Below are 22,666 nucleotides of genomic sequence, written 5' to 3'. Positions count from 1 at the left end.
GAGGACAAATGGATTTTGAACTGAATGAAGACCAACGTGCGTTTGCAGAAACTGCTCAACAGTTTGCCATGGATGAGTTAGCGCCGATGGCAGCCGAATGGGATGAAAAACAGCTATTTCCAAAAGACGTACTTAAAGCAGCGGGTGAATTAGGTTTCCTCAGCTTGTATACACCAGAAGAACAGGGGGGCTTGCAACTGAGCCGCCTTGATTCCTCAATCATCTTCGAGCAACTGGCAATGGGTTGTACGTCTACCACGGCATTCATGACCATCCACAATATGGTAACTTGGATGATTGCCAGTTTTGCCACTGAAGAAGCTAAACAAGAGTTTTGCCCAAAGCTAATCACGGGTGATTGGCTTGGTTCATATTGTTTGACCGAGCCGAACGCAGGCTCCGATGCCGCTTCATTGACAACCTCAGCGAAAAAGCAGGGCGACCAGTACGTTATCAATGGTGGCAAAACCTTTATCTCCGGTGCAGGTGATACAGAAGTACTCGTGGTAATGGCACGCACAGGCGACCGCTCAGCCAAAGGTATTTCAGCTTTTGTCGTTCCGGCAGATGCAGACGGCATCAGCTATGGGCGAAAAGAGCCGAAAATGGGGTGGAACAGTCAGCCAACACGCGCCATTACGTTTGATAACGTTGTGGTTCCTGAAAAGTACTTGTTAGGGAAAGAAGGGGAAGGCTTTACTTTCGCCATGAAAGGGCTGGATGGAGGACGTATCAATATCGCGACCTGCTCCATCGGTACTGCGCAGCAGGCGCTTAATGAGGCGATGCAATACGTCAAAGAGCGCAAACAGTTTGGTAAAGAACTGGCTCAGTTTCAGGGGCTACAGTTTCGGTTAGCCGATATGGTCACTGAGCTTGTTGCGGCCAGACAAATGGTGCGCCTCGCCGCGAGCAAATTGGACAATCAGGACCCAGAAGCCACGGCATATTGTGCGATGGCGAAACGATTTGCGACCGATGTCGGTTTTAAGATTTGTGATCAGGCACTGCAGTTATATGGTGGCTACGGCTATATCAAAGAGTATCCGATGGAGCGTCATTTCCGTGATGTCCGTGTTCACCAAATCCTGGAAGGTACCAATGAAATCATGCGATTGATCATCGCACGTCGCATGCTAGCTGAAGGCGCTCAAATACTCTAATCGAAAGGATGCTCAACAATGAATCATTCAGAAGGAAGTACTATTCAACATACGATTCGCAACCATGTAGCTATCGTGACCATGAACAACCCTCCGGCGAATACATGGACAGCACAAAGTTTGGAGCAATTGAAACAACTTGTCCTAGACCTTAACGACGATAAAGACGTTTACGCCCTAGTCATTACTGGACAGGGTGAGAAGTTCTTCTCCGCCGGCGCTGATCTTAAAGTGTTTGCTGATGGCGACAAATCCGTCGCGGTGGATATGTCCCGCTTGTTTGGTGAGGCATTTGAAACCTTATCTGCATTCCGAGGTGTTTCTATTGCTGCTATTAACGGCTACGCGATGGGGGGCGGTCTTGAAGTGGCATTAGCTTGCGACATTCGAATTGCTGAAGAGCAGGCGGTGATGGCGCTGCCGGAAGCTAAAGTCGGCCTGTTGCCTTGTGCGGGTGGAACGCAAAACTTGACGGCGTTGGTCGGAGAAGGGTGGGCGAAACGCGTCATATTATGCGGTGAACAGGTTGATGCGGCGAAAGCGCTCAACATAAAGCTGGTGGAAGAAGTGGTAAGCAAAGGAAACGCTCTTGATGCAGCCATTAGCCTTGCAGAAATGGTAGCAAATCAATCGCCATCTTCGGTCAAGGCTTGTAAGTCATTGATACAAAATACGAGGACGAGTCCACTAGCTCACGGTTTGATGAAGGAACGTGAGCTGTTTATTCAGTTGTTCGACACTCAAGATCAAACCGAAGGTGTCAATGCGTTCCTAGAAAAACGTCAACCTCAATGGAAAAATGGCTAGGAGGCAATATGACAGCAACCGTTTTTTTCAAGGAGCGACTTTGCCAAGATGGGAGTACCAAGATAGGTGTAGCAACCCTCGACAATGCGCCCTCACTCAATGCTTTGACTTATGACATGTTAGCCTTGCTCAAACAGAAACTGGAAAGCTGGCAAGTAGACGACAGTGTTGTCTGCGTTTTGCTGGAAGGGCAAGGTGAGAAAGCGTTTTGTGCTGGTGGTGATGTACGCACTATGCACGACGTAATGCGAGATAAATCTAGTCAAGACATCGAAGCGTTCTGTACGACTTTTTTCAAACTTGAGTACCAATGTGACTATCTTATCCACACCTTCACTAAACCAATTATTGCTTGGGGTGAAGGTATCATCATGGGTGGAGGAATGGGGTTGTATATGGGCTGTAGTCATAAGGTGGTGACGCCAACTACGCGTTTGGCCATGCCCGAAGTGAGTATCGGCCTTTATCCGGATGTCGGCGCCACTTGGTTTCTTAACCGGCTTGAACCTGGTGTGGGGTTATTCCTTGGTTTAACGGGAGTGATGATTAACGGTAGTGATGCGCTTGATGTCAACTTAGCGGACCATATGGTGCTCTCACAAGAGAAAGAGTCGCTGATTGAGCGCTTGTTATCTCTACGCTGGCACGACAAAGAGGATGCTTATGACGCTGTGACAGACTTGCTGATTGAATTTGGTGATAACGTTAATGGTCATAGGCCAGACCCACAAATGTTGCCTTTCATGCAAGATATCCAACGTGCATGCAACGCAAGTACTGTTGTCGAGGTAAGTAACAATATTCTGGCGCTGAAAGGGCAAAGTAAGTGGCTCGATATTGCGAAAAGCAATCATGCTTCCGGTAGCCCGATCACATCCCATATTTGCTTTAGGCAACTCAATCAATACAAAGATTTGTCATTAGCGGATTGTTTTCGTCTTGAATTAAATCTCTCGGTACGTTCGGGGCTGCTAGGAGAATTTCGCGAGGGAGTCAGAGCTAGGCTGATTGATAAGGACGGCGAACCTAAATGGCAGTTCAGTCGTGTCGATAATGTTGATGAAGCGGTTATTGATACTTTATTCACATCACTTTGGGATGAAAAATTACATCCGCTGGCAAAACTGGGCCACTACTAAGCTCTCAGAGCAGGGAAAGAAGGAATTTATTCAATGAGTACCATAGCGTTTATAGGTTTAGGTAATATGGGCGGCCCAATGGCCGAAAACTTGCTGGCTGCTGGCTTGAAAGTACGGGTATTTGATTTGATGCCGCAAGCTGTCAGGAAATTGGAGTCTGCTGGCGCAGTTGCTGCGTCCACCGTGGAGGATGCCGTGAAAGGCGTAGATACGGTAGTCACCATGTTACCGGCGGGCGAGCATGTCCGAGCGGTTTATCTTGGCGACCATAGCGGTGGTGTTGGCTTGTTAAACATGGTTGAAGATGGCACTTTTCTTATTGATTCTTCGACGATTGACCCTGAGTCGGCACGCATTGTTGCCCAGTGCGCGGCAGAAAAAGGTCTCGACTTTGTTGATGCCCCTGTCTCTGGTGGTGTAGCAGGAGCACAAGCGGGTACGCTGACTTTTATTGTCGGAGGCTCGGATGCCGCTTTCGTAAAAGCAGAGTCTGTACTTAAACACATGGGTAAAAACATCTTCCATGCCGGTAAAGCGGGTGATGGTCAGATGGGAAAAATATGTAACAACCTAATGCTCGGCATTCTCATGTCAGGGACATGCGAAGCACTGAACTTAGGCATAGACAATGGGCTGGACCCTAAAGTACTTTCCAACATCATGCTGCAAAGCTCGGGCCGTAACTGGGCGCTTGAGCTATACAATCCTTGTCCGGGGGTAATGGAAACTGCACCGGCTAGCAACGAATTTAAGCCAGGGTTTATGAGTAAACTGATGTTGAAAGATCTCGGGCTTGGTTTAGATACGGCTGCAAAGAGTCAATCTTCGGTCCCAATGGGCGCTTTAGCACGAAATCTTTATGCTTTTCACAACGCAAATGGCAATGAAGAGCTAGACTTTTCAAGTTTGTTCGAGTTTTATCAATCTAAAAAGTAACGGAGTTTGCAAATGGATCTAAAACAGAGCGTGATAGCGATTACAGGTGCAGGTCAAGGCCTAGGTCAGATGATGGCGATTACATTGGCGCAGGCTGGTGCTGAGCTTGCCCTGCTTGATGTTAACGAAGAAGCCCTGATGGATACCAAAGAACAATGCAATATGCTCGGGGTCAAAGCATTAACATACAAAGCTAATGTGACAGACGAATACGAAGTGGAGCAAGTCTTTAGTGACATTGTCACGGATTTTGGTCAGTTGGATGGACTCATTAATAACGCTGGTATTCTGCGAGATGGTTTACTGGTTAAAGTCAGAGATGGAGAGCTTACTAAAATGTCGCTGGAGCAATTTAGCTCCGTGATTGATGTCAATCTTACCGGGACGTTTTTATGTGGCCGAGAGGCCGCAATTCAGATGATCAATACCAAGCGAAAAGGTGTCATTATTAATATTTCTAGTGTTGCTCGTGCGGGAAACATTGGTCAAACAAACTATGCGGCATCGAAAGCAGCAGTCGCGACGTTAGCGGCAACTTGGGGTAAGGAGCTAGCACGTTATGGTATTCGAGCAGCCGCTATTGCGCCGGGTGTGATTGAGACTTCAATGACAGGAGCAATGAAGCCAGAAGCTCGTGAGAGGCTAGAAAAAATGGTGCCTGTAGGCCGCATGGGCGATGCCAAAGAAATTGCCAATACCGCTAAATTTATCTTTGAAAATGACTACGTGAATGCGCGTGTATTTGAAGTCGATGGCGGGATATTTATGTAACGTTAAGCTTTGAAACAGAAAAAAGGCACGTGATTCACGTGCCTTTTTGTTCGAGAAATACGTTATTTGAACTCAAATTTGCCTTTCATGATTGCCCAGTGTCCGGGGAACGAACAGAAGAAAGTGTAGTCACCCCCTGGCTTCATCTTTTCTGTGCTGAACGTTACTGACGTACTTTCACCACCGCCTATGATTTTGGTAAACGCATATACTCTTGGGTCGTCTGGTTTGACGTAGTTATTTGCTACGCCAGCAGACATGCCTTCTGTGCCTACCGCTTGGACATTGGCTGTGTCAGCAATAACGACGTTGTGGCCCATAGAAGTTGCTGCTAGCTTACCTGTATGGTTTAAAGTCAGAGTGACTTCCTTACAACTCGAAGGGACGCTGATGCTACCCGTCGAAAACTTCATCATATCGTTTGCATCAACAGATACAGAACATTCTGCCCCAGCCTGAGCTCCGAAACTGATTGCGCTAAGCACCACTGCAAGCGTTCCAACACTACGTTTAATCATACTTATTCCTCACGGTTTGTAGTTGAGAGATATTCTCATATACGTTAGAAATACAAACTTTGATCACTTTCACTAAGTGCTGAATTTTTGTCGATAACCAGTTACATATTCTGATAATTGGGACCACCACCACCTTCTGGCGGTAGCCAAGTGATATTTTGTGAAGGATCTTTTATATCGCAGGTTTTGCAATGGAGACAATTGGCGGCATTTATCTGCAACTTGGCCGCATTATCAAGGGTCACAATCTCGTAAACACCCGCTGGGCAGTAACGTTGACTCGGTTCATCATAGAGAGGGAGGTGATTCTTAATCGGAATGCTGTCATTGGTAATGATGAGGTGACAAGGCTGGTTCTCTTCATGCTGTGTCCCAGAGAGGTAAACAGAAGAAGGTTTATCAAAGCTCAACTTTCCATCAGGTTTAGGGTAATCAATCGCGTTGCATTGCGATATTTCCTTCATTGAAAGATGATCAGCCTTCGGGTCTGATATCGTCCATGGTACCCCCTTGTTAAACAGAGGTTGCCAGATATTTTGTTCGAACGTTGCGAGTGCACCTCCTAGCACGGCACCGTATTTATGGATTGAAGATGCAAAATTGCGGCTTTGTTTCAGTTCCTCATAGAGCCATGATGATTCGAACAGACTCTGGTAATCTGGTTCCTGCTGGGTCCCACTTGCCTCAAGGGCTGAGAACACGGCTTCTGCGGCAAGCATGCCTGATTTCATTGCAGTGTGACTGCCTTTAATTTTTCCTGAATTTAGCGTACCTGCGTCACACCCAATCAACAGCCCGCCCGGGAACTGCTGTTTAGGTAATGAGTCAAAACCGCCTTTAGCGATAGCTCTAGCGCCATAGGAAATCCGTTCACCGTCTTCGAGATATTGTTTAATCGCAGGGTGGTGCTTAAAACGTTGAAACTCATCAAATGGGCTGAGGTAAGGGTTCGAATAGTTCAAATCAATGATCAGCCCGACGACAACTTGATGATCTTCTAGATGGTAAAGGAAACTGCCGCCACTAGAATCTGATTCGTTTAGAGGCCAGCCAGCGCCGTGGAGGACGCTGCCTGCTTGATGGATTGCGCTGTCTTCGGGCAGCTGCCAGATTTCTTTCAATCCAAGTGCATAGTGTTGTGGCTGGCGATTTTCATTTAGATTGAACTTGTCGATCAATTGTTTACCGAGATGGCCACGTGCGCCCTCAGCAAAGACGGTGTATTTGGCTTTTAGCTCAATGCCTGCCTCGAAGGTGGGCTTTTGTTCACCGGCTTTATCCAGCCCCATATCTGATGTGTTGATGCCAGTCACAGCTCCAGATTGATCATAATTGATGCTCGCTGCCGCAAAGCCAGGATAGACTTCAATCTCTAGCTCTTCTGCTTTTTGTCCGAGCCAACGACATAGATTAGACAGACTGATGACATGATTGTCTGAGCTGTTGTGCATCAGTTTGGGCGTAGTAAATGCAGGCATTTTTATGTGATTGCTTGCTGTCGTCATGTATATGAACTCGTCATTAGTGACCGGGTTGTTGACCGGTGCGCCAAGAGATTTCCAATCTGGGAAAAGTTCATCCAGTGCTCTCGTTTCGAATACGGCTCCTGAGAGTATATGTGCACCGACTTCAGCCCCTTTTTCAACAACACAGATCGATAGAGGTAATTGTTTGATTTTGCTGAGCTGGGCAAGTTTGATTGCGGTGGATAACCCCGCAGGGCCCGCTCCAACGACGACGACATCAAACTCCATACATTCTCTTTCCATGGTGTAAACCTACCTTGCCAATTAAATCTTATACATAACTATAGTGCAGTTGACGTAAACGTAAACTTTACTAAGCTGAGTATAGGCAAAAAATCCGACATGAAACAGGTTTAACGAGACATTAAGCCACTCATTAAAATGAGTGAACTGTACATAAGACGATGAATTATCTAATTGTAATCGTTGTGAAAAATGCTGTTAGCACCAAGGAGGAGATGTGAAAGTACTAGTAGCCATAAAGCGAGTGATTGATCCTTATGTGAAGGTGAGGGTGAAGAGTGATGGCAGTGGTGTGGAAACCAATAATGTCAAAATGTCGATGAATCCCTTTTGTGAAATTGCAGTGGAGGAGGCGGTGCGCTTGAAAGAGGCAGGCGTCGCTCAAGAAGTGATTGTGGCCTCTATTGGTGATGCTGCGAGTCAGGAGAACTTAAGAGGCGCACTCGCATTAGGGGCAGACAGAGCGATTCACGTTGAAACGGATGTGTCACCTGAGCCTTTGGTTGTCGCCAAGTTGCTCAAATCGTTAATGGAACAAGAAAAACCAGGTATTGTTATTGTTGGTAAACAGTCTATCGATACAGACAATAATCAGGTTGCACAAATGCTGGCCGCATTGACGGAACGACCACAAGGTACGTTTGCATCGCATGTGAAGGTGGAAGGTGATCAGGTAAGTGTGACACGAGAAGTTGACGGCGGTTTGGAAACGGTCAAGATGACCATGCCTGCGATTATCAGTACCGATTTACGTCTTAATGAACCACGTTATGCTTCACTACCTAACATCATGAGAGCAAAGAAAAAGCCATTAGACGTTATCTCAGTAGCGGATTTGGGTATCGAGCTGAAACACAGCCATGAAATTATCGAAGTGATGGCACCTGCTGAGCGTTCAACAGGAGAAATGGTTTCCAGCGTGAGCGAACTGGTCGACAAGCTTAAGAATGAAGCCAAGGTATTGTGAGAGGAATGAATATGAATGCAAAAACGTTAGTCATCGTCGAGCACGATAACCAATCCTTAATAGCAGATACTTTGAAAACTTTGTCAGCGGCCGCTTCATTGAGCACTGAAGTGAGCGCACTTGTGGTTGGGGGAGATTGCCAGTCAGTGGTTGAGCAGGTCGCTAAAGTTGGGCTGGTAAAAGAGGTGCTGGTGGCGGATTCTGAAATCTATCAAAACCAGCTGGCTGAAAACTGCGCGTCACTGGTGCAACAGATTGCGGCCGATTTCACGCATGTTCTGGCTCCAGCGACCACGTTTGGCAAAAACCTGATGCCTAGAGTCGCTGCTTTACTCGACGTTGGTCAGTTATCGGATGTGGTCACGATAGAATCAGAGGACACCGTCATAAGACCTATTTACGCCGGTAATGCTCTGGCTAGAGTAAGATCATCAGATCGAATCAAAGTTATCACTATTCGTAGCTCTGCGTTTGACTTAGCAGACAAAGATGACAGCTCATCAGCCATAATCAAACCGATTGATATCAATATAGGCAATCCACTTTCTGAACTGGTCGAACGCCAACAAACACAAAGCAGTCGCCCTGATTTGCCAGCGGCAAGAGTGGTTGTGTCAGGTGGGCGTGGATTAGGTAGTAAAGAAAACTTTGTCATGGTCGAGCAACTTGCTGACAAGTTGGGTGGTGCCATTGGTGCGTCTCGTGCTGCTGTGGATGCGGGGTTTGTATCGAATGATCTTCAGGTTGGACAGACAGGTAAAATCGTCGCACCGGAACTTTACATTGCTGTTGGGATTTCGGGAGCAATTCAACATTTGGCTGGGATGAAAGACTCTAAGGTAATTGTGGCTATCAATAGTGACCCAGAAGCGCCAATATTTCAGATAGCCGACTACGGTTTGGTTGGAGACTTGTTTGAAATTCTACCAGAGCTAACCAGTACTATCTAAAACCCAAACAGAACGCCTGCTCATTGAGTGGGCGTTTTTATAAGTAAATAACCGATATCTCTCCTAAACTGTAGCTATTAGCTGCATAGTGGGAGAAGCTCTATGGGCATACACTTAGATATCACTACCTTGTCCATTATCTGTGTTTTGTTGTCTTTGTGCTATTGCATAGGGTTGTTATTGATTCAACAACTTCAGCCTACCGTTAGAGGGATCAGCACGATTGCCTCTGCACTTCTGCTTCTCTCCATCAGTTTTCTTCTCTTGAGTTTTGGCAACCAAATTACTCACTGGGTTTCCAAGATTCTCGCCAACTCCTTGATGGCTTTTAGTTACATCATTTTATTATTGGGCGTATGCCAGTTTAGGCGGTTCCCTAGGGTCATCGCCAATATCGGCTTCTATAGTTTTCCGATATTGGTCATCGGACTGACATATTTTACGTTGTTTATGCCGTCGACCAATGCACGTGTCATTTTGATGACCATTTATGTTTCTAGTTTGTGTTTTATTGCGATACTTGCCAATCAAAAAGGTCATAGCACAGATATTACGCCCTCCAAATTTTTGCTCTCGTTCGGGCTGGCGACTCAGGGTGGCTACAATTTATTTCGCTTTACTTGGACGCTGTTTGAACAACAGATTGACGATTTCATGATTTCGGGCATTGCACATCAGTTGGCGTTTGTTAGCACATTGCTGATGATTGTTTTTGTCGGATTTTCAGTGACGTGGATGCTTACTGGGCGACTCGTCGCGACAATTTATGACACATCGATCAAAGATGAGTTGACTCAGCTTTATAATCGTCGAGCGTTGGAAGAATTACTGCCAAAAGAGTTAGCCAGATCAAGTCGGCACAGGCAGCCGTTGTCTGTTTTGCTGCTTGATATTGATCATTTTAAAAAAGTGAACGATACCTACGGTCACCAAGCAGGAGATCGTGTGTTACGCACAACGGGTAAGTTATTAATCCTGCAAACTCGAAAAGATGACTTAAGTTTTCGCTATGGCGGCGAGGAGTTCTTAGTACTCTTGCCTAATACTGATGTGGATAATGCGGTCATTGTGGCAGAGAAACTCCGAGAAGCGATAAAAAGAGCGAGGATGTTACCGACGAATGTTGAGTCTTGTACGGCGAGCTTTGGTGTCACTCAGTTCAATGGGGATGACGATTGGGAAAGCGTTATAGAGCGCGCAGATCAGGCACTCTATAACGCCAAGGAAAATGGCCGTAATCAAGTTACAGCGAGAACTTAGTCCAATTTCTTCTCCAAGTGTTCAACCAGTAGCTTGGTAAAACGAGCGGCTTCGCCGCCAGTACAAGCTCTATGATCAAAGGTGACAGAGAGAGGCATAGCTTTTACAGCCATGGCTTCATTATTTCGCATTACCACTTTTTCAATGATGCGACCTGCACCTACAATCGCGACCTGAGGTGGGGAGACGACCGGCGTCGCGTAGATACCTGCAATCGCACCAAAGTTAGAGAGAGTAATGGTACCGTGCTGCAACTGTTCACGTCCGATTTTACGGTCACGGATGCCAGTCACTGTCTCATTGAGCCAAGAGCGTATGTCTTCCGTTTTTACTTCGTTAGCGTTCCGTAAAACAGGCACATATAACCCATGACTGCTGTCGACAGCAATGCCTATGTTCACCGTACTATGCACACAGCGAGTCATAGTTTCAGCATCAAACCAAGCATTGAGGGCTGGCTCTTGTTCACATGCATATACAACGGCCTGAATGAGACGCCCAGAAATGTCTTCGCCTTTATTCCAGTTTTCCAACAGGGCTTCTTCTGTAATGGTCACAGACGCGACGTTGTGGTGCGATTCAGCCATGGTTCCAGCCATGGTTCGACGCGCACCTTTGAGCACTTCAGTTCCTGGTTGTTGCTTACCTGCCTCTTCATAAATATCGGCGTCGGTGATCAGGCCACCATGACCACTACCTTCTACTTGAAGAAGGTCCACTCCCAACTTCTTCGCGAGCAAACGTGCAGAAGGCATAGCCGTGACGGGTGAACCTTCGCTAGTATTGTGTGAAGCGCCGATCCAAAAATCGTCAACATCGACTTGGTGAGTTTGACTTGATACGTTGCCGACTACCGTGGCAGCATCTTTTTGTTTTGATTCTGATTTTTGTGCAGCACCTTCTTGTTCGATTTCAAGTAAAAGGCTGCCAATATTGATCACATCACCTTCTTCGCCATGGCGACTGACTATCTTACCACTGTATGGTGCGGGCACTTCGACGACGGCTTTTGCGGTCTCAATGGTCAAAATGATCTGGTCAACTTCGACCATGTCACCGACATTGACGTGCCATTGCACTATTTCCGACTCTGCAAGTCCTTCACCAAGATCTGGCAGTAAAAATGATCTCATTTCCATCCCTCCACGAGTTCTTTTGCTGCAATAACAATGTCTTCTTCCTGAATCATAAAATAGTCTTCATTTCGATAGTAAGGCATAACCGTATCCATGCCGGTAACACGTTTCGGTGGCGCTTTGAGAGTACACATCGCATGTTCAGCTGCTCGAGCGATGATCTCTGCACCAACCCCGCAGGTTTTACTCGCTTCATGAACTACAAGTAAGCGACCTGTTTTGTCTAAGGATTTCAAAATAGTATCCATGTCGATAGGCTTGATGCTGGCTAAATCAATCACTTCAGCTTCAATACCCTGTTCAGAGAGAGCTTGTGCTGCTTGCAGTGACTCAACTACGCAAGCCCCCCACGTCACTAAAGTGACATCGCGTCCTTTGCGTAACGTAAAGCAGCTGTCCAGAGGAAGAGCCTCACCATTATCAACGACATTAGATTTCACTGTGCGATAAATACGCTTTGGTTCAAAAAACATTACTGGATCGTTGCTGCGGATTGCGGCCAACAGCAGTCCGTAGGCACGTTGTGGAGATGAAGGAATCACTACTCGAAAGCCAGGAATGTGGGCAAATAGAGCCTCGATACTCTCCGAGTGGTGTTCCGGCGCATGGATACCGCCACCAAATGGGGCTCGGAAAACGGCTGGACAGGTTAAACGACCACGTGTCCGGTTGCGCATGCGTGCAGCGTGACACATTAGATGTTCCATAGCTGGGAAAACAAATCCTTGGAATTGAAACTCAGCCACAGGACGTAGCCCCTGAGTAGCCATACCAACACTGACTCCGCCGATAAGCGCTTCTGCAAGAGGTGTGTCGATAACTCGCTTGAAACCGAATTTTTCTTTTAGGCCAACTGTAGCGCGAAAGACACCACCATTGTCACCGACATCTTCCCCCAGTAAAACGACCTTGGAATCCTTGCTCATTTCATGGTGCAAGGCGAGGTTTACTGCTTCAACTAGTGTAATCTCAGACATTTTTGCCTCCCTGCATTCGCATCGCTTTGTTGATCAGTTCGTCTCTTTGCTTGTTTAGCTCTGTGACTGGGGATTCATATAAGTAATCAAAAGCAGACTCAGGTGCTTGAGGCGGTAAGTTAAGATAACGTTCGACCGCTTTTTCGACTTCAGCTTTGGCTTGCAGAAGTAGGGCTTGCTCTTCTTCTTCAGACCAGTGTCCTTGATCAACAAGGTAGTTTTTTAGCCTAAGAATGGGTTCATATTGCCACGCCTGATTGAGCTCATCTTTACTACGATAGCGGCTAGCGTCATCGGCCGTGGTATGGTCACTGAGTCGGTAGCTTACCGCTTCAATGAGTGTTGCACCTTTGCCTTTTCTCGCTCGGTCTAGTGCTGTTGACACCGCATCGTACATGGCGATGACATCATTGCCATCGACAGTGATGCCAGGGATTCCGGCTCCACTGGCTTTCTCGGAGAGAAAATCAGCCGCACATTGCAGTGATCGTGGCACTGAGATGGCCCACTGGTTGTTGTTGACGACAAAAACGAGTGGGATGTTCCAGGTGCCCGCGCAATTGACAGACTCAAGGAAATCTCCCTTGGAAGTTGCACCATCGCCACAAGTGACGAGCGCAGCATTGCGGTCGCCTTCAATTTTCAATGCTGCAGCGACGCCGACGGCGTGGGTGCATTGCGTAGCTATAGGAACGCAGAAAGGTAAGTCTCGGCATGTTAGATTATTTTCATCTGGACAGAAATCGCTACCACGCTCATCACCTCCCCAATATTGAAGATTTTTTTCCATACCGATACCGCGAACCCACATGGCAGGCATATCACGGTAGTAAGGGATAAAGACATCTTGTACACGAAGGGCGTGGCCTATGGCAATTCCAAACGCCTCTGCTCCTAAGTGTGAAGGGTAGGTTCCTAGCTTTCCTGTTCTTTGTAAGGCGACAGCTTTGTTGTCGTAGGTGCGTGCGACAACCATGTCGCAGTAGAACTTTTTCAGTGTTGCAGCATCGGCCCACTCAGGAAGTGGTTTAACGACTTGACCATGATGATCGAGAAATCGATTCATGGGTAAGGCCTGAACGTTCATCTCAAGCTCCTTGTTGCTCTGCATTCTATGGCAGCAATTAATTAACATCCTCCGGGCAAAACCCCATTTATGACATTCTGAGTTTTCTCTTAATATGAAATACTATTCTATAGAAATTGTCATAAATGATTTATCACACTGTTAAAGCTAAATAAACCAGTGATGAATGTCGGTTTTACCAGTTAATCTAAGTGTAACCAATTTGTTAAATTTCGCCTGATCTGAGCCATTTTTCAGGAGTAAACTATTTCTTACAAAGGTTAAAAAACAGATGAAAGTACTGGTTTTTTCAATTGCAAATGACCAAACATGACAATATTCACTATCGATTTAAGGAATTTTACTAGAATATTATCTGGAATTTTTTGCAAAAATTATCGTAATAACTTCTTTTTGATGCCAAAAGCAGAGTCAAAGTTGGCCGAGAGTGCGCAGTTTTGTTGTCCAAATTTATCTCTGTTCGAAGTGGATACCTGACAACTGATTGAATCAATTATTAATTACTGTCTGTTCTAATCAGACTATGTGAAATGACAGGCCATACTAGATTTTTCTAACGCTAAATAGGGGGGATATTTGGATTATTCTTATTTGTTTTCATTTGGTTAGTGAGACGGTCTTTTCAGATATCCGCCATGATCGCAATTATTTCGTGATATAAATCGAAAGTTTATCTATTTGTGTTTACAATTATATCACTAAGTGCATATAAATCGTACGTCGGTTGGCAAGATTCTTCTGGATAAACAGAAGCGGAGAAGGATTCTCTGCGAAGAGGTTTGGTTATGAAGATTGCCACTAAAATAGTTTTGGCTTCAACCCTATTGTGCAGTATCGCTATTATCTCGACAGGAACGTTTGTAGGGTGGAGGGCATCTGATTTGTCGGAGCAAGCGCTCTATCAGCGCGCTACAAGTCAATTGACTTCCATTCGAGAAAACAAGAGAAGCGAGATAGAGAATTACTTTCAGCTTATTAGGGGACAGTTATTGACCACCGCTCATTCTATTGGTGTGAGAGATGCGATGATCGCGTTCAAAGATACGTTTGAGCGTTATCCCGTTGATTCGGTCAGCGCTAGTGATCTGTCGACACTTTCGAATTATTACACCTCCAGTTTTGGAATGAATTATCGAACGGTTAACGGTGGTGACTCAGCGAATGCGTTACAAAAGCTCAATATGCTGTCTCCCAGAGCCAAGGCGCTACAGGCGCGTTATATTGGGGTTAACCCAAACCCACTTGGCGAGAAACACAAAATGATGGTTGATTCGCTAGGGACTGAATACGACCAAGTGCACAGCAAATATCATCCAAGCATCAAAGGATTTCTGGAAGAGTTTGGCTATTATGATATTTTTCTCGTCGACACAAATGGAAACGTCGTTTATTCGGTCTTCAAAGAACTGGATTATGCGACAAACTTGAACTCTGGTCCTTATGCAGGTAGTGGTATCGCTAACGCGTTTAAAAATGCGCTAGGTAAAAGTGCAACTCAGTACCATCTTGAAGATTTCGCCCCTTATTTCCCTTCCTATGAGGCTGCTGCTTCATTTATCTCCACACCGATAAAGTTTGATAACCAAACCATTGGTGTTCTCATATTTCAGATGCCTGTAGATAAGATAAATAGCATTATGACTTTTGGTGAAAACTGGCGTTATGCGGGATTGGGCAACTCTGGCGAAACCTATCTCGTTGGTCCAGATAGCTTGCTACGCAGTGAATCTCGTTTTCTGCTTGAAGAACCCGAACTTTATTTTGAAGAGCTTAAAGCATTAGGTGTATCGCAAGGTGTTATGGAACAGATACAAGGCAAATCTTCAGCGATTGGTCGACAGAGCGTTAATACGGCAAGTGTAAAAGCGGCGCTTCGCGGGCAAAGTGGTTCTGAGGTGATTGAGGATTACCGCGGTATAGAAGTGTTGTCGGCCTATTCACCTTTAGATGCTGCGGGCTTGCAATGGGCAATTGTGACAGAGATAGATAAAGCAGAAGCTTTCGCTGACCTTGACGCACTGGTCCAGACGAAGATTGTTACTGTGTTAACCAGTATTATTGTCGGCGTAATTGCTGCTGTTTGTGTTTCGTACTTTCTTGGCAACAGTATTGCAAAACCAATCCGTGTGGCAAGTGAGAAAATTCAACGAATAAGTAGAGAAAATGATCTGACCGAAAGGTTGACGGTCGAGGGCAAAGATGAAATGACAGATTTGTCTGTTTCGCTCAATTCTCTGTTTTCTCACTTGCAGGATATTATACGAAAATTCGCTGAAGCAACCGAGAATCTGAACCACAATACGCACAGTATGACCGGCAATATGAACAGTGCTCGCGATGCTGTCCAAGACCAGAACCGAAGAACTGAGTCTGTCGCTACCGCTGTTAATCAAATGAGTGCCTCTATCTCTGAAGTGGCTCAGTTTGCCAGCCGAGCTGCTGAGTTCGTGAAGAATGCCAACGATAAAGGCAGTGAGGGCGTCGGAGTAGGCCGTGATCTCGGCAACGAGATTTCTCGTCTCAATGAAGAGATGAAAACCGCTGTTGAGGCGATTGGGCGTTTGCACAACGAAAGTAACTCGATTGCTGAGGTTCTCGATGTGATTCAAGGAATTGCCGAGCAAACAAACCTATTGGCGCTCAATGCCGCTATTGAGGCGGCTCGTGCGGGTGAACAGGGACGTGGGTTTGCGGTTGTGGCAGATGAAGTTCGTTCTCTTGCTGGTCGAACTCAGTCATCAACGGAAGAAATTCGTGAAAAAATCGAAGCGTTACAGCGTGAAACCAATGAAGTTTCAAACAGTATTGAAAATGCCAATGGAACGGTGTTGCAAGGGGTGGATACGTGTGAGCAAAATGCAGGTATGCTTGAGCAGATAGTCACTATGCTTAATGACCTGAATGAGATGAACATACAAATCGCTGCTGCAACCGAGGAGCAAAAAGCGGTAACCGATGAAATCAGTGGCAGTATTACCTCAATTGCGGACGCATCTTCTGCTGTGTCTAGTCAGGTCAGTGATGTGGACCATGTGTTGCAAGGTTTATCTTCTCAAGCTGAGCAGCTCAATGAAGCAGTGTCACAATTCAAGTACTAACCATAGGCAATTGGCCGACCCACAGGACGTCGGCCTTTTATTTCTTAACTCAACGATGGCTACCGTTGCAGCCCCAGTAGATTAACTGTTTCCTACCACTTTGATAGTCGTTGAATTGTCTGACTCAATGAAATACTGCTGTGTGTTGACCATGAACGATTCCTAGCATGATGTTGCCTGAGTTTAATAATGAGCGCCATCATAGAGATTTTACTCAACAGCATCTTTTGTATTGAAGTTCAATATCATAGACTTACTCTGTTTGAACGGGAGTAAAAAATGAAACTAGGTGAATTTATAGAGCAGTTGAACCACAATCCAACTGAGGTAGAGTTTGAGCAAACCATGGCTGTAATAGACGCGAATTATGAGTTTATCCCAACGGCATTCATCAATGGAGAAACAAACAATGCAGCTAACCAGAATAATGGTTCGTGCAAGATATTCGCGTTTGCTCAGTTGAATCTACTGTCTGAACAGGACACATTAGCGTGCTTTGGTCGTTTTTATCGTGAAGACGTGCTTCAGAACCCAGATGGAGAAGATCACGCCAATATCCGCAACTTTATTAAGTTTGGCTGGCAAGGTATTGAATTCGAATCAGAGGCACTTGTTGCTAAGTGATTAACTGAGGGGCGTTAGCGCTCCTTTTTTATGTGGGTAAACGACAATGGACAATAAACAGCTTTCTGATTATCTAGACACCTTTATGATCGTAGAGTCTAGTTATCCTTTTGGCCCTGAAGCGCGCGTCTATAAAGTGCGAGACAAAATGTTTGCTATTCTGTCGATGAGGGAAGGGCGTGAATACGTCACAGTGAAAGTAAAGCCCGCAGATGGCGAAGTGCTGACATCCCAATTCGCAGACATCACCCCTGGGTACCACACTAATAAAAAGCATTGGGTGACCGTGTATTATCCTGGTGACGTTGAAGATGGTTTAATTCAGGATCTTTGCGAACGTTCTTATGCGCTGATTGTCAGTAAATTGCCAAAGGCACAAAGAGTAATATTGGGCTTCGACTAGAGTTGAGTGACACCAAACGTTGCAGTTAGAACAAATAATCAACCATTTGATGTAAATGTCAGCAAACAATCCGCAATTGGGTATTTTTATTTGACTCTCATCGCTCAATCCGTAAAGTGTGCATCGAACGCAGCGGTGGGTAACTAAAGCGTTAAAAGAAAAGGCGCGTTGGCAGAGTGGCTATGCAGCGGATTGCAAATCCGTGGACCTCGGTTCGACTCCGGGACGCGCCTCCATTCTTTTTTCTTCTATTCTTGTAACATTTCTAATCATTCTCTCATTCTCTTGTTTGATCAATGCCTTAATTTTTTAAGGTAAAAATACATACTGCATATAGGTTTAATCACGAGTTCATAACTGGCGATTGCTTTGTTTTATTATTCGCCGCTTTTACTCGAAGCCTACCTCGCAAAAACTTCGTTATCTACTGGACACAAAATAGGCAGTGTTTACTGACCTTTTGTCATATCGATGTGAGTCGCTTTGGTAAATTTGCCGTGTGGTGTTCCATTATCAGCATGGTTTAGCAAGTACTGAACACTTGATGTTATTTTTAGTGCATTTTAAAAAACAAATATGACGGGCATCTTTTGTGCAAAATGATCGCCAATTGTACCACGGAGTTTGGATTTTAACCGGTTGAATAAAAAAGACAAAATTTCTATTGACCTTAAATCTCAATCCGTTAAAGTACGCCTCGTTCTCACGGCGAAGTCCGATGAGAGATGGTGTTACCATCGCATGATTGCGTTGCCCTGGTGGTGGAATTGGTAGACACAAGGGATTTAAAATCCCTCGGCGTTCGCGCTGTGCCGGTTCAAGTCCGGCCCGGGGCACCATCTAAAAAATGAGGCGCGTTGGCAGAGTGGCTATGCAGCGGATTGCAAATCCGTGGACCTCGGTTCGACTCCGGGACGCGCCTCCATTCTCTACGAGAATACAGTAACCAGCTCCGGCTGGTTTTTTTGTATCTGCGTATCGAAAAATCATTTCAGATAGTGATTTTTTATTGATTACCTCTATTCTCCTCAGTTTGAACAACCTCTTCCGTTTGGTATGCCGCTGCCAGAAAACTCAATTCTTAAACGTTTGACAGAATGAAGGTACTGATTGTTGTCTGCGTTATTGTGATCAAAGTTATTGAGAGCTACGTTCCAGCTCGTAAAGGGAGTTGGCTCAAAGTAGGCATAAGCGAATTTATTCGACAAAGCCCCGTCTGTGATGATACTGACCTGGTTGCTTAACGCATCATCGAGACGGTAGTAGAAAGCTCTTGTTAATGGATTAGCACTAAACTTGAATTCCTCTTGTCCAAATCTATCGTAATAGTTGCCACCATTTGAAATCGTCAGATTGAACTGCTTCCCATAAGGAAGATTCTCACCCTCAAAGAAGACGCGGATCTTGTCGAGCCTGACTCGGTCAAACGCACAAAACTGTGATTGCTCAAGTGGGATGTTGAAGTTAAACTCTCCCGTCTTAGCTAGAGCTTCAATTTGTTTCGTATCGTCAATGACAAAGTTATCGATGTTGAAGTCCTGTGGCGCAGGTTGGAAACGATTTAGTGCATTGACATACTCGTTTTCAATCGCCGCTAAATCAAATTGATAATCTAGATAGGACTTGCTCAGGCTGGGTTTGATATCGCTTTTTTTCAGTGCCCAATGTTCGTAGGCTGCAACGTAATTTGAAAGCGCTACATACATAGGACGTTTAAAGTGCAATGAAACGCGAGATAATTCCTGTTCTACTTTTTTCAGTGCGTCACTATCTTGGTTTGCATTTGCAATCAGATGATTCAGGCGCTCTTTCTGGTTAATGGTCACTTTGCGTGTTAACAGGAGATCGACCAGTTTCGCTTGCTCTTGTACTAGGTTTAGCTGAGAAGCATTGATTGCTTTTCCTAGTAGGACTTGCTTTTCTAACTCAAGTAGATATACGCGTGCCCCTCTAATGCCAAGAGAATCCGCGTATCGTAGATTGCTCCTAACCTCAGCGATCATAAGATCCCAAGCTAAGTTACTTTCACTCAAAGATGGCACCGCGAAATCGAAAGAATCCATCTTCTCCGAGATACGCTGTATCCTAATTGTCGACTTTACTTCGTTGGTCAAGGAAGCAATCCCGGCGACGGTTTTGGTTATATTGTCGATAATCCCTGTTACATTTTTAACGTTAGTTACTAGATTTTTCGCTTTATCAAGGGCTTCGGGAGTTTTAGCCAGCTGCTCCGTCATATCATTAATCCCTGATAAGTTTCCCGTGAATACACCGCTCACTGCACTACCAATTTCTGCGATTGCTTTGAATATCGCTAACGCCGCGTTAAGCTGCTGTTGAGTTTTCCATACCTCAACACCATACAGGTAGTTACTACGAGCACTTAGTGCTGTAAGCTCCTGAGTTTTATACTGACTTTCCACCTCAGAGACACTATCAATCAGCTTGGAGATATTCTGCTCTGACTGCTCGACGACAGCATTCTGAGATTGCAGGACGTCTTCAATATTGCCCAGAGCAAGCTGAGCGTTTTCAATTTTATCTTCGACCTGAGTGTTTCGGCTTGTCACAATATCTCGCTTTTGTTCAAAAGCAATCATGGCATTGAGATACGCTCTGTATTTATCCTGATACAGCGAGCGGTCAAGATAAGGTACGAAGTTATCCGACCGACTACTCAAATCGGTAAACTGTTTGAACGCAACAGTTTGCAAGTAGAGATCCGTCAGCAATGGGTCATCGGACACTGTCGCGCCTGCATGGCGCATGCTGCGTTCAACCCAGTTCAGTAAGGCTAAACTGGTCTGCGGCTGTTCGTCATATAGGCTGAGAGCCATGTCGAATGAACGGTTTACAATGTCAGAAAATTGCGATTTTGCTAGCTGAAAGTTGGCGGTAAGATCATCGGTTAGCTGTTGTTTGATATAATGCTCGCCAGAGAGAATGATGGAAGTGCCCGTATTCTCGCTGGTTCCAATTGTGTCGGCAGTAACGCCTCCTTCTGGGGTGAAAGCGAGTACATTAAACGGCGTTTCCACTTCCTCTGCGATTACTGTAATGGAAGCCGCCGCGCCTTGTTGGCCAAGGACGAAAGTAGGGGTGCCATTACCAACAATCTTACGTGCAAAGATAACAATGCTCTGGTTGTTCATCACCAGGTTGAAGTTGTCGGTCACGTCGATTGTGTCAGCAAAAATAAAGAGTTGGGTTGGTTTAGTTTGATAGAGGTTTTGCTGTGTTATCCATTGCTTAAGATTGATATACAGATCAGATGTTGAACGAGTGACTGAGTCTGTTTTTGAGTACGGGCTATCAATCCACGCTGGGTATTGTGTGTTTGCAGGTAGGTTATTAATGTCGAGCCAATCTGAGGCCATAACCCCATTTGATATTGCTGTGGTCACAGCAAGTGCAAGGATTTTTTTCATTTTTATTTCCTTATGAGGTGCTACCCAATAAAGATTTTTGGGTAGGGTTTCCCGCACCCAGCGCATAAGCGAGGGTGGGGAAGCGGTTTAGGGACTGAATCCCGTTATGGGTTTACGCCGGAATAGGGCTATTCGGCTTTTTGAATGTACGCGTTGTTAGCGAATGTTTTCGCTTTTTCGCTGATAGTGTTCCAGTTTTGTTCTGCAACTGCAGTGTTTGCCATTGCTCCAGCTGCGGCCAGAACCGCATTAGATTGCAGAATTTCAGCATTTGACTCCGCGGCTTCAAGCGCGACGATTAACGAATCGAAGTCGGTATTCATCTTCTGCCAGTGAAGCTTTAGCTTGTTCACATAAGGGATCGCATTTTCAATTTTGCTTGAAATGATCTTGATGCTTTCTGTTGAACGAGTGTAAGAGTTATAGACCTTTTGAGTAGTAGACAGTTGGGCCTCAAGTACCTTCGCTTCATCCTGAAGTTGGTTGCGGAGTTTTCTTGCCTTCTCTGCTTTGTCACCATAAACACCCATGATAGGAATGGCGACAGCAGGGAACCAAACGTAAGTCACGGCTGTTGCGGCAACAGTCACATAGTGAGAGTAATCTTTATTGAGTTGGTCGATACGATTGTTTAGGTCATTCACTCGTTGTTGTAGTTCGCTGCCATCATCTTCCAAATAACCACTGTGAGTGCTTTTTAATACATCTAATTGCAACTTCTGCTCTTCAATCTTGGTAGCGAACGTCAGCAAGTCTTCACTGGCTTTTTGCACCTTCTGTTGATTATTCACTGAGAAGTTTTTTAAAGCGTTTAAATACGCAATAGAAAGCTGGCGTGCTTGCTCAACTGCCTGAACATCTGCGGGTAGAGGAGAAAAAGACTTGTTGAGGATGACAGTGAGTTGATCGCTCAGAGGGTTTAACATGTACTTCTGAATATCGTTATAATTGGATAGAGACAAGGCTAACTCGACAATGTCGGGGTAGAGGTCCTGTTTCCAGTAAAACGCTTCTGCGTGAACTTTGCTGTATTGTTCAATCAGGGCTTTGAAGTTTGAAAACGGTACATCATCAGCGATATCAAATGCTGATTTCATGCTCGCCTCTGTAATTGGCAATGACAAAGCACCTTCAACATAGGTTTGAATCTGGAACCACTCTTTTTGGTTTAAAACGAACTCATCAGTATCTAAATCGATAAAGGCACCATTCTCACCCAGAATGGTGTCATAACTGATCTGGCCGATTTGCTGTTCAGCAGAATTTGGAGACAGTGCCTGATAGGATGTAGAAGCGTGAACACCGGCCGTGATCAAGCTCAAGCAAAGTGTTGATAACAGAAGTGGCTGTTTTATTTTTTTCATTCTAATACCTTATTTTTATTTGTACTCAACCCTGACATTAAAAGCCTTTATAAGTAACTGAAGGGTAGAGTTTTATATTTCTAGCAAGCTGTGTTGTTTGAAAATATCAACCTTTAGTCGTTTGTTTAATAATCTCCTTTTATTTTTTGGATAAATCTATAGCAATGTAATTCATTAGAATGCGCTATAGATCACATTAAATGTAATTTTCTGAGCAATGTTTGTTCTCGTTGATTTTAGTAATATATAAATTAGTAAACGTTAAATAA

General features: G+C 45.1%; 18 protein-coding genes and 3 tRNA genes. 14 read left to right on the top strand and 7 right to left on the bottom strand.

The window, feature by feature from the left end; translation table 11 throughout:
• Nucleotides 1–8 precede the first annotated feature (8 nt).
• The 5 genes from OH455_RS19490 to OH455_RS19470 are packed head-to-tail and all read left to right on the top strand — an operon-like array spanning nucleotide 9 to nucleotide 4,816.
• Nucleotides 9–1,163 carry an acyl-CoA dehydrogenase family protein gene (locus tag OH455_RS19490; protein ID WP_045975086.1) on the top strand — a complete coding sequence of 385 codons (1,155 nt, stop codon included), beginning with the start codon at nucleotides 9–11 and terminating at the stop codon, nucleotides 1,161–1,163.
• 18 nt (nucleotides 1,164–1,181) lie between these two features.
• On the top strand, nucleotides 1,182–1,970 hold the full coding sequence (locus OH455_RS19485) for an enoyl-CoA hydratase (RefSeq protein ID WP_269982513.1): 789 nt from the start codon (nucleotides 1,182–1,184) through the stop codon (nucleotides 1,968–1,970).
• Nucleotides 1,971–1,978: 8 nt separating this feature from the next.
• Nucleotides 1,979–3,109: an enoyl-CoA hydratase/isomerase family protein gene (locus tag OH455_RS19480; RefSeq protein WP_269982512.1), complete on the top strand. Its 1,131-nt coding sequence runs from the start codon at nucleotides 1,979–1,981 to the stop codon at nucleotides 3,107–3,109.
• 33 nt (nucleotides 3,110–3,142) lie between these two features.
• Nucleotides 3,143–4,045: a 3-hydroxyisobutyrate dehydrogenase gene (gene mmsB / locus OH455_RS19475; protein WP_269982511.1), complete on the top strand. Its 903-nt coding sequence runs from the start codon at nucleotides 3,143–3,145 to the stop codon at nucleotides 4,043–4,045.
• Between the two features lie 12 nt (nucleotides 4,046–4,057).
• Nucleotides 4,058–4,816 (top strand): SDR family oxidoreductase, encoded by a 759-nt coding sequence (locus tag OH455_RS19470; RefSeq protein WP_269982510.1) that lies wholly within the window; start codon nucleotides 4,058–4,060, stop codon nucleotides 4,814–4,816.
• Nucleotides 4,817–4,878: 62 nt separating this feature from the next.
• Here the strand turns inward: OH455_RS19470 and azu are convergent, their stop codons facing one another.
• Complete coding sequence (azu, locus tag OH455_RS19465) at nucleotides 4,879–5,334, bottom strand: azurin (protein WP_269982509.1); 456 nt, start codon at nucleotides 5,332–5,334, stop codon at nucleotides 4,879–4,881.
• A gap of 101 nt (nucleotides 5,335–5,435) precedes the next feature.
• Entirely contained in the window at nucleotides 5,436–7,103 is a 1,668-nt protein-coding gene (locus OH455_RS19460; protein ID WP_269982508.1) for an electron transfer flavoprotein-ubiquinone oxidoreductase, read from the bottom strand.
• Between the two features lie 217 nt (nucleotides 7,104–7,320).
• On the opposite strand from OH455_RS19460, the gene OH455_RS19455 reads away from it, so the two are divergent.
• The 3 genes from OH455_RS19455 to OH455_RS19445 all read left to right on the top strand — a co-directional run bounded on the left by OH455_RS19455 (nucleotide 7,321) and on the right by OH455_RS19445 (nucleotide 10,280).
• Nucleotides 7,321–8,070, top strand: coding sequence for an electron transfer flavoprotein subunit beta/FixA family protein (locus tag OH455_RS19455; protein ID WP_269982507.1), 750 nt, complete (start codon nucleotides 7,321–7,323; stop codon nucleotides 8,068–8,070).
• Between the two features lie 11 nt (nucleotides 8,071–8,081).
• Entirely contained in the window at nucleotides 8,082–9,020 is a 939-nt protein-coding gene (locus tag OH455_RS19450; RefSeq protein ID WP_269982506.1) for an electron transfer flavoprotein subunit alpha/FixB family protein, read from the top strand.
• Nucleotides 9,021–9,122: 102 nt separating this feature from the next.
• Entirely contained in the window at nucleotides 9,123–10,280 is a 1,158-nt protein-coding gene (locus tag OH455_RS19445; protein WP_269982505.1) for a GGDEF domain-containing protein, read from the top strand.
• Here the strand turns inward: OH455_RS19445 and OH455_RS19440 are convergent.
• From OH455_RS19440 to pdhA, 3 genes are read right to left on the bottom strand one after another with little or no spacing between them, the layout of a single operon-like run.
• On the bottom strand, nucleotides 10,277–11,413 hold the full coding sequence (locus OH455_RS19440; protein WP_269982504.1) for a dihydrolipoamide acetyltransferase family protein: 1,137 nt from the start codon (nucleotides 11,411–11,413) through the stop codon (nucleotides 10,277–10,279). The two genes, OH455_RS19445 and OH455_RS19440, sit on opposite strands and share 4 nt — an antisense overlap.
• A complete protein-coding gene (locus OH455_RS19435) occupies nucleotides 11,410–12,393 on the bottom strand; it encodes an alpha-ketoacid dehydrogenase subunit beta (RefSeq protein ID WP_269982503.1) in 984 nt (327 codons plus the stop codon). Before OH455_RS19435 ends, OH455_RS19440 begins: the two co-directional genes overlap by 4 nt.
• On the bottom strand, nucleotides 12,386–13,480 hold the full coding sequence (gene pdhA / locus OH455_RS19430; RefSeq protein ID WP_269982502.1) for a pyruvate dehydrogenase (acetyl-transferring) E1 component subunit alpha: 1,095 nt from the start codon (nucleotides 13,478–13,480) through the stop codon (nucleotides 12,386–12,388). Before pdhA ends, OH455_RS19435 begins: the two co-directional genes overlap by 8 nt.
• A gap of 785 nt (nucleotides 13,481–14,265) precedes the next feature.
• On the opposite strand from pdhA, the gene OH455_RS19425 reads away from it, so the two are divergent.
• The 6 genes from OH455_RS19425 (at nucleotide 14,266) to OH455_RS19400 (ending at nucleotide 18,530) form a co-directional block, all read left to right on the top strand.
• Complete coding sequence (locus tag OH455_RS19425) at nucleotides 14,266–16,578, top strand: methyl-accepting chemotaxis protein (RefSeq protein ID WP_269982501.1); 2,313 nt, start codon at nucleotides 14,266–14,268, stop codon at nucleotides 16,576–16,578.
• Nucleotides 16,579–16,857: 279 nt separating this feature from the next.
• Nucleotides 16,858–17,202 (top strand): HopJ type III effector protein, encoded by a 345-nt coding sequence (locus OH455_RS19420; RefSeq protein WP_045975072.1) that lies wholly within the window; start codon nucleotides 16,858–16,860, stop codon nucleotides 17,200–17,202.
• A gap of 46 nt (nucleotides 17,203–17,248) precedes the next feature.
• Nucleotides 17,249–17,605, top strand: a complete 357-nt coding sequence (locus OH455_RS19415; RefSeq protein ID WP_269982500.1) for an MmcQ/YjbR family DNA-binding protein — start codon at nucleotides 17,249–17,251, stop codon at nucleotides 17,603–17,605.
• Between the two features lie 162 nt (nucleotides 17,606–17,767).
• Nucleotides 17,768–17,841: transfer RNA gene (locus OH455_RS19410), tRNA-Cys, on the top strand.
• 516 nt (nucleotides 17,842–18,357) lie between these two features.
• Nucleotides 18,358–18,444: transfer RNA gene (locus OH455_RS19405), tRNA-Leu, on the top strand.
• 12 nt (nucleotides 18,445–18,456) lie between these two features.
• Nucleotides 18,457–18,530: transfer RNA gene (locus OH455_RS19400), tRNA-Cys, on the top strand.
• 103 nt (nucleotides 18,531–18,633) lie between these two features.
• Here the strand turns inward: OH455_RS19400 and OH455_RS19395 are convergent.
• Together OH455_RS19395 and OH455_RS19390 are read right to left on the bottom strand one after the other, a co-directional pair.
• On the bottom strand, nucleotides 18,634–21,033 hold the full coding sequence (locus OH455_RS19395; protein ID WP_269982499.1) for a hypothetical protein: 2,400 nt from the start codon (nucleotides 21,031–21,033) through the stop codon (nucleotides 18,634–18,636).
• A gap of 128 nt (nucleotides 21,034–21,161) precedes the next feature.
• Nucleotides 21,162–22,397 (bottom strand): alpha-xenorhabdolysin family binary toxin subunit A, encoded by a 1,236-nt coding sequence (locus OH455_RS19390; RefSeq protein WP_269982498.1) that lies wholly within the window; start codon nucleotides 22,395–22,397, stop codon nucleotides 21,162–21,164.
• Nucleotides 22,398–22,666: the final 269 nt, after the last annotated feature.

The organism is Vibrio sp. T11.5 (genome assembly GCF_027587155.1).
GTDB lineage: Bacteria > Pseudomonadota > Gammaproteobacteria > Enterobacterales > Vibrionaceae > Vibrio > Vibrio neptunius.
Note: the sequence above shows the minus strand (reverse complement) of the source record. Positions and strands in the feature narration are given on the sequence as shown.

Bases quoted from the DNA above. Each gene is read 5' to 3' on its own strand.
- OH455_RS19490 (WP_045975086.1), top strand. From the start codon at position 9: ATGGATTTTGAACTGAATGAAGACCAACGTGCGTTTGCAGAAACTGCT.
- OH455_RS19485 (WP_269982513.1), top strand. From the start codon at position 1,182: ATGAATCATTCAGAAGGAAGTACTATTCAACATACGATTCGCAACCAT.
- OH455_RS19480 (WP_269982512.1), top strand. From the start codon at position 1,979: ATGACAGCAACCGTTTTTTTCAAGGAGCGACTTTGCCAAGATGGGAGT.
- mmsB (WP_269982511.1), top strand. From the start codon at position 3,143: ATGAGTACCATAGCGTTTATAGGTTTAGGTAATATGGGCGGCCCAATG.
- OH455_RS19470 (WP_269982510.1), top strand. From the start codon at position 4,058: ATGGATCTAAAACAGAGCGTGATAGCGATTACAGGTGCAGGTCAAGGC.
- azu (WP_269982509.1), bottom strand. From the start codon at position 5,334: ATGATTAAACGTAGTGTTGGAACGCTTGCAGTGGTGCTTAGCGCAATC.
- OH455_RS19460 (WP_269982508.1), bottom strand. From the start codon at position 7,103: ATGGAAAGAGAATGTATGGAGTTTGATGTCGTCGTCGTTGGAGCGGGC.
- OH455_RS19450 (WP_269982506.1), top strand. From the start codon at position 8,082: ATGAATGCAAAAACGTTAGTCATCGTCGAGCACGATAACCAATCCTTA.
- OH455_RS19445 (WP_269982505.1), top strand. From the start codon at position 9,123: ATGGGCATACACTTAGATATCACTACCTTGTCCATTATCTGTGTTTTG.
- OH455_RS19440 (WP_269982504.1), bottom strand. From the start codon at position 11,413: ATGAGATCATTTTTACTGCCAGATCTTGGTGAAGGACTTGCAGAGTCG.
- OH455_RS19435 (WP_269982503.1), bottom strand. From the start codon at position 12,393: ATGTCTGAGATTACACTAGTTGAAGCAGTAAACCTCGCCTTGCACCAT.
- pdhA (WP_269982502.1), bottom strand. From the start codon at position 13,480: ATGAACGTTCAGGCCTTACCCATGAATCGATTTCTCGATCATCATGGT.
- OH455_RS19425 (WP_269982501.1), top strand. From the start codon at position 14,266: ATGAAGATTGCCACTAAAATAGTTTTGGCTTCAACCCTATTGTGCAGT.
- OH455_RS19420 (WP_045975072.1), top strand. From the start codon at position 16,858: ATGAAACTAGGTGAATTTATAGAGCAGTTGAACCACAATCCAACTGAG.
- OH455_RS19415 (WP_269982500.1), top strand. From the start codon at position 17,249: ATGGACAATAAACAGCTTTCTGATTATCTAGACACCTTTATGATCGTA.
- OH455_RS19395 (WP_269982499.1), bottom strand. From the start codon at position 21,033: ATGAAAAAAATCCTTGCACTTGCTGTGACCACAGCAATATCAAATGGG.
- OH455_RS19390 (WP_269982498.1), bottom strand. From the start codon at position 22,397: ATGAAAAAAATAAAACAGCCACTTCTGTTATCAACACTTTGCTTGAGC.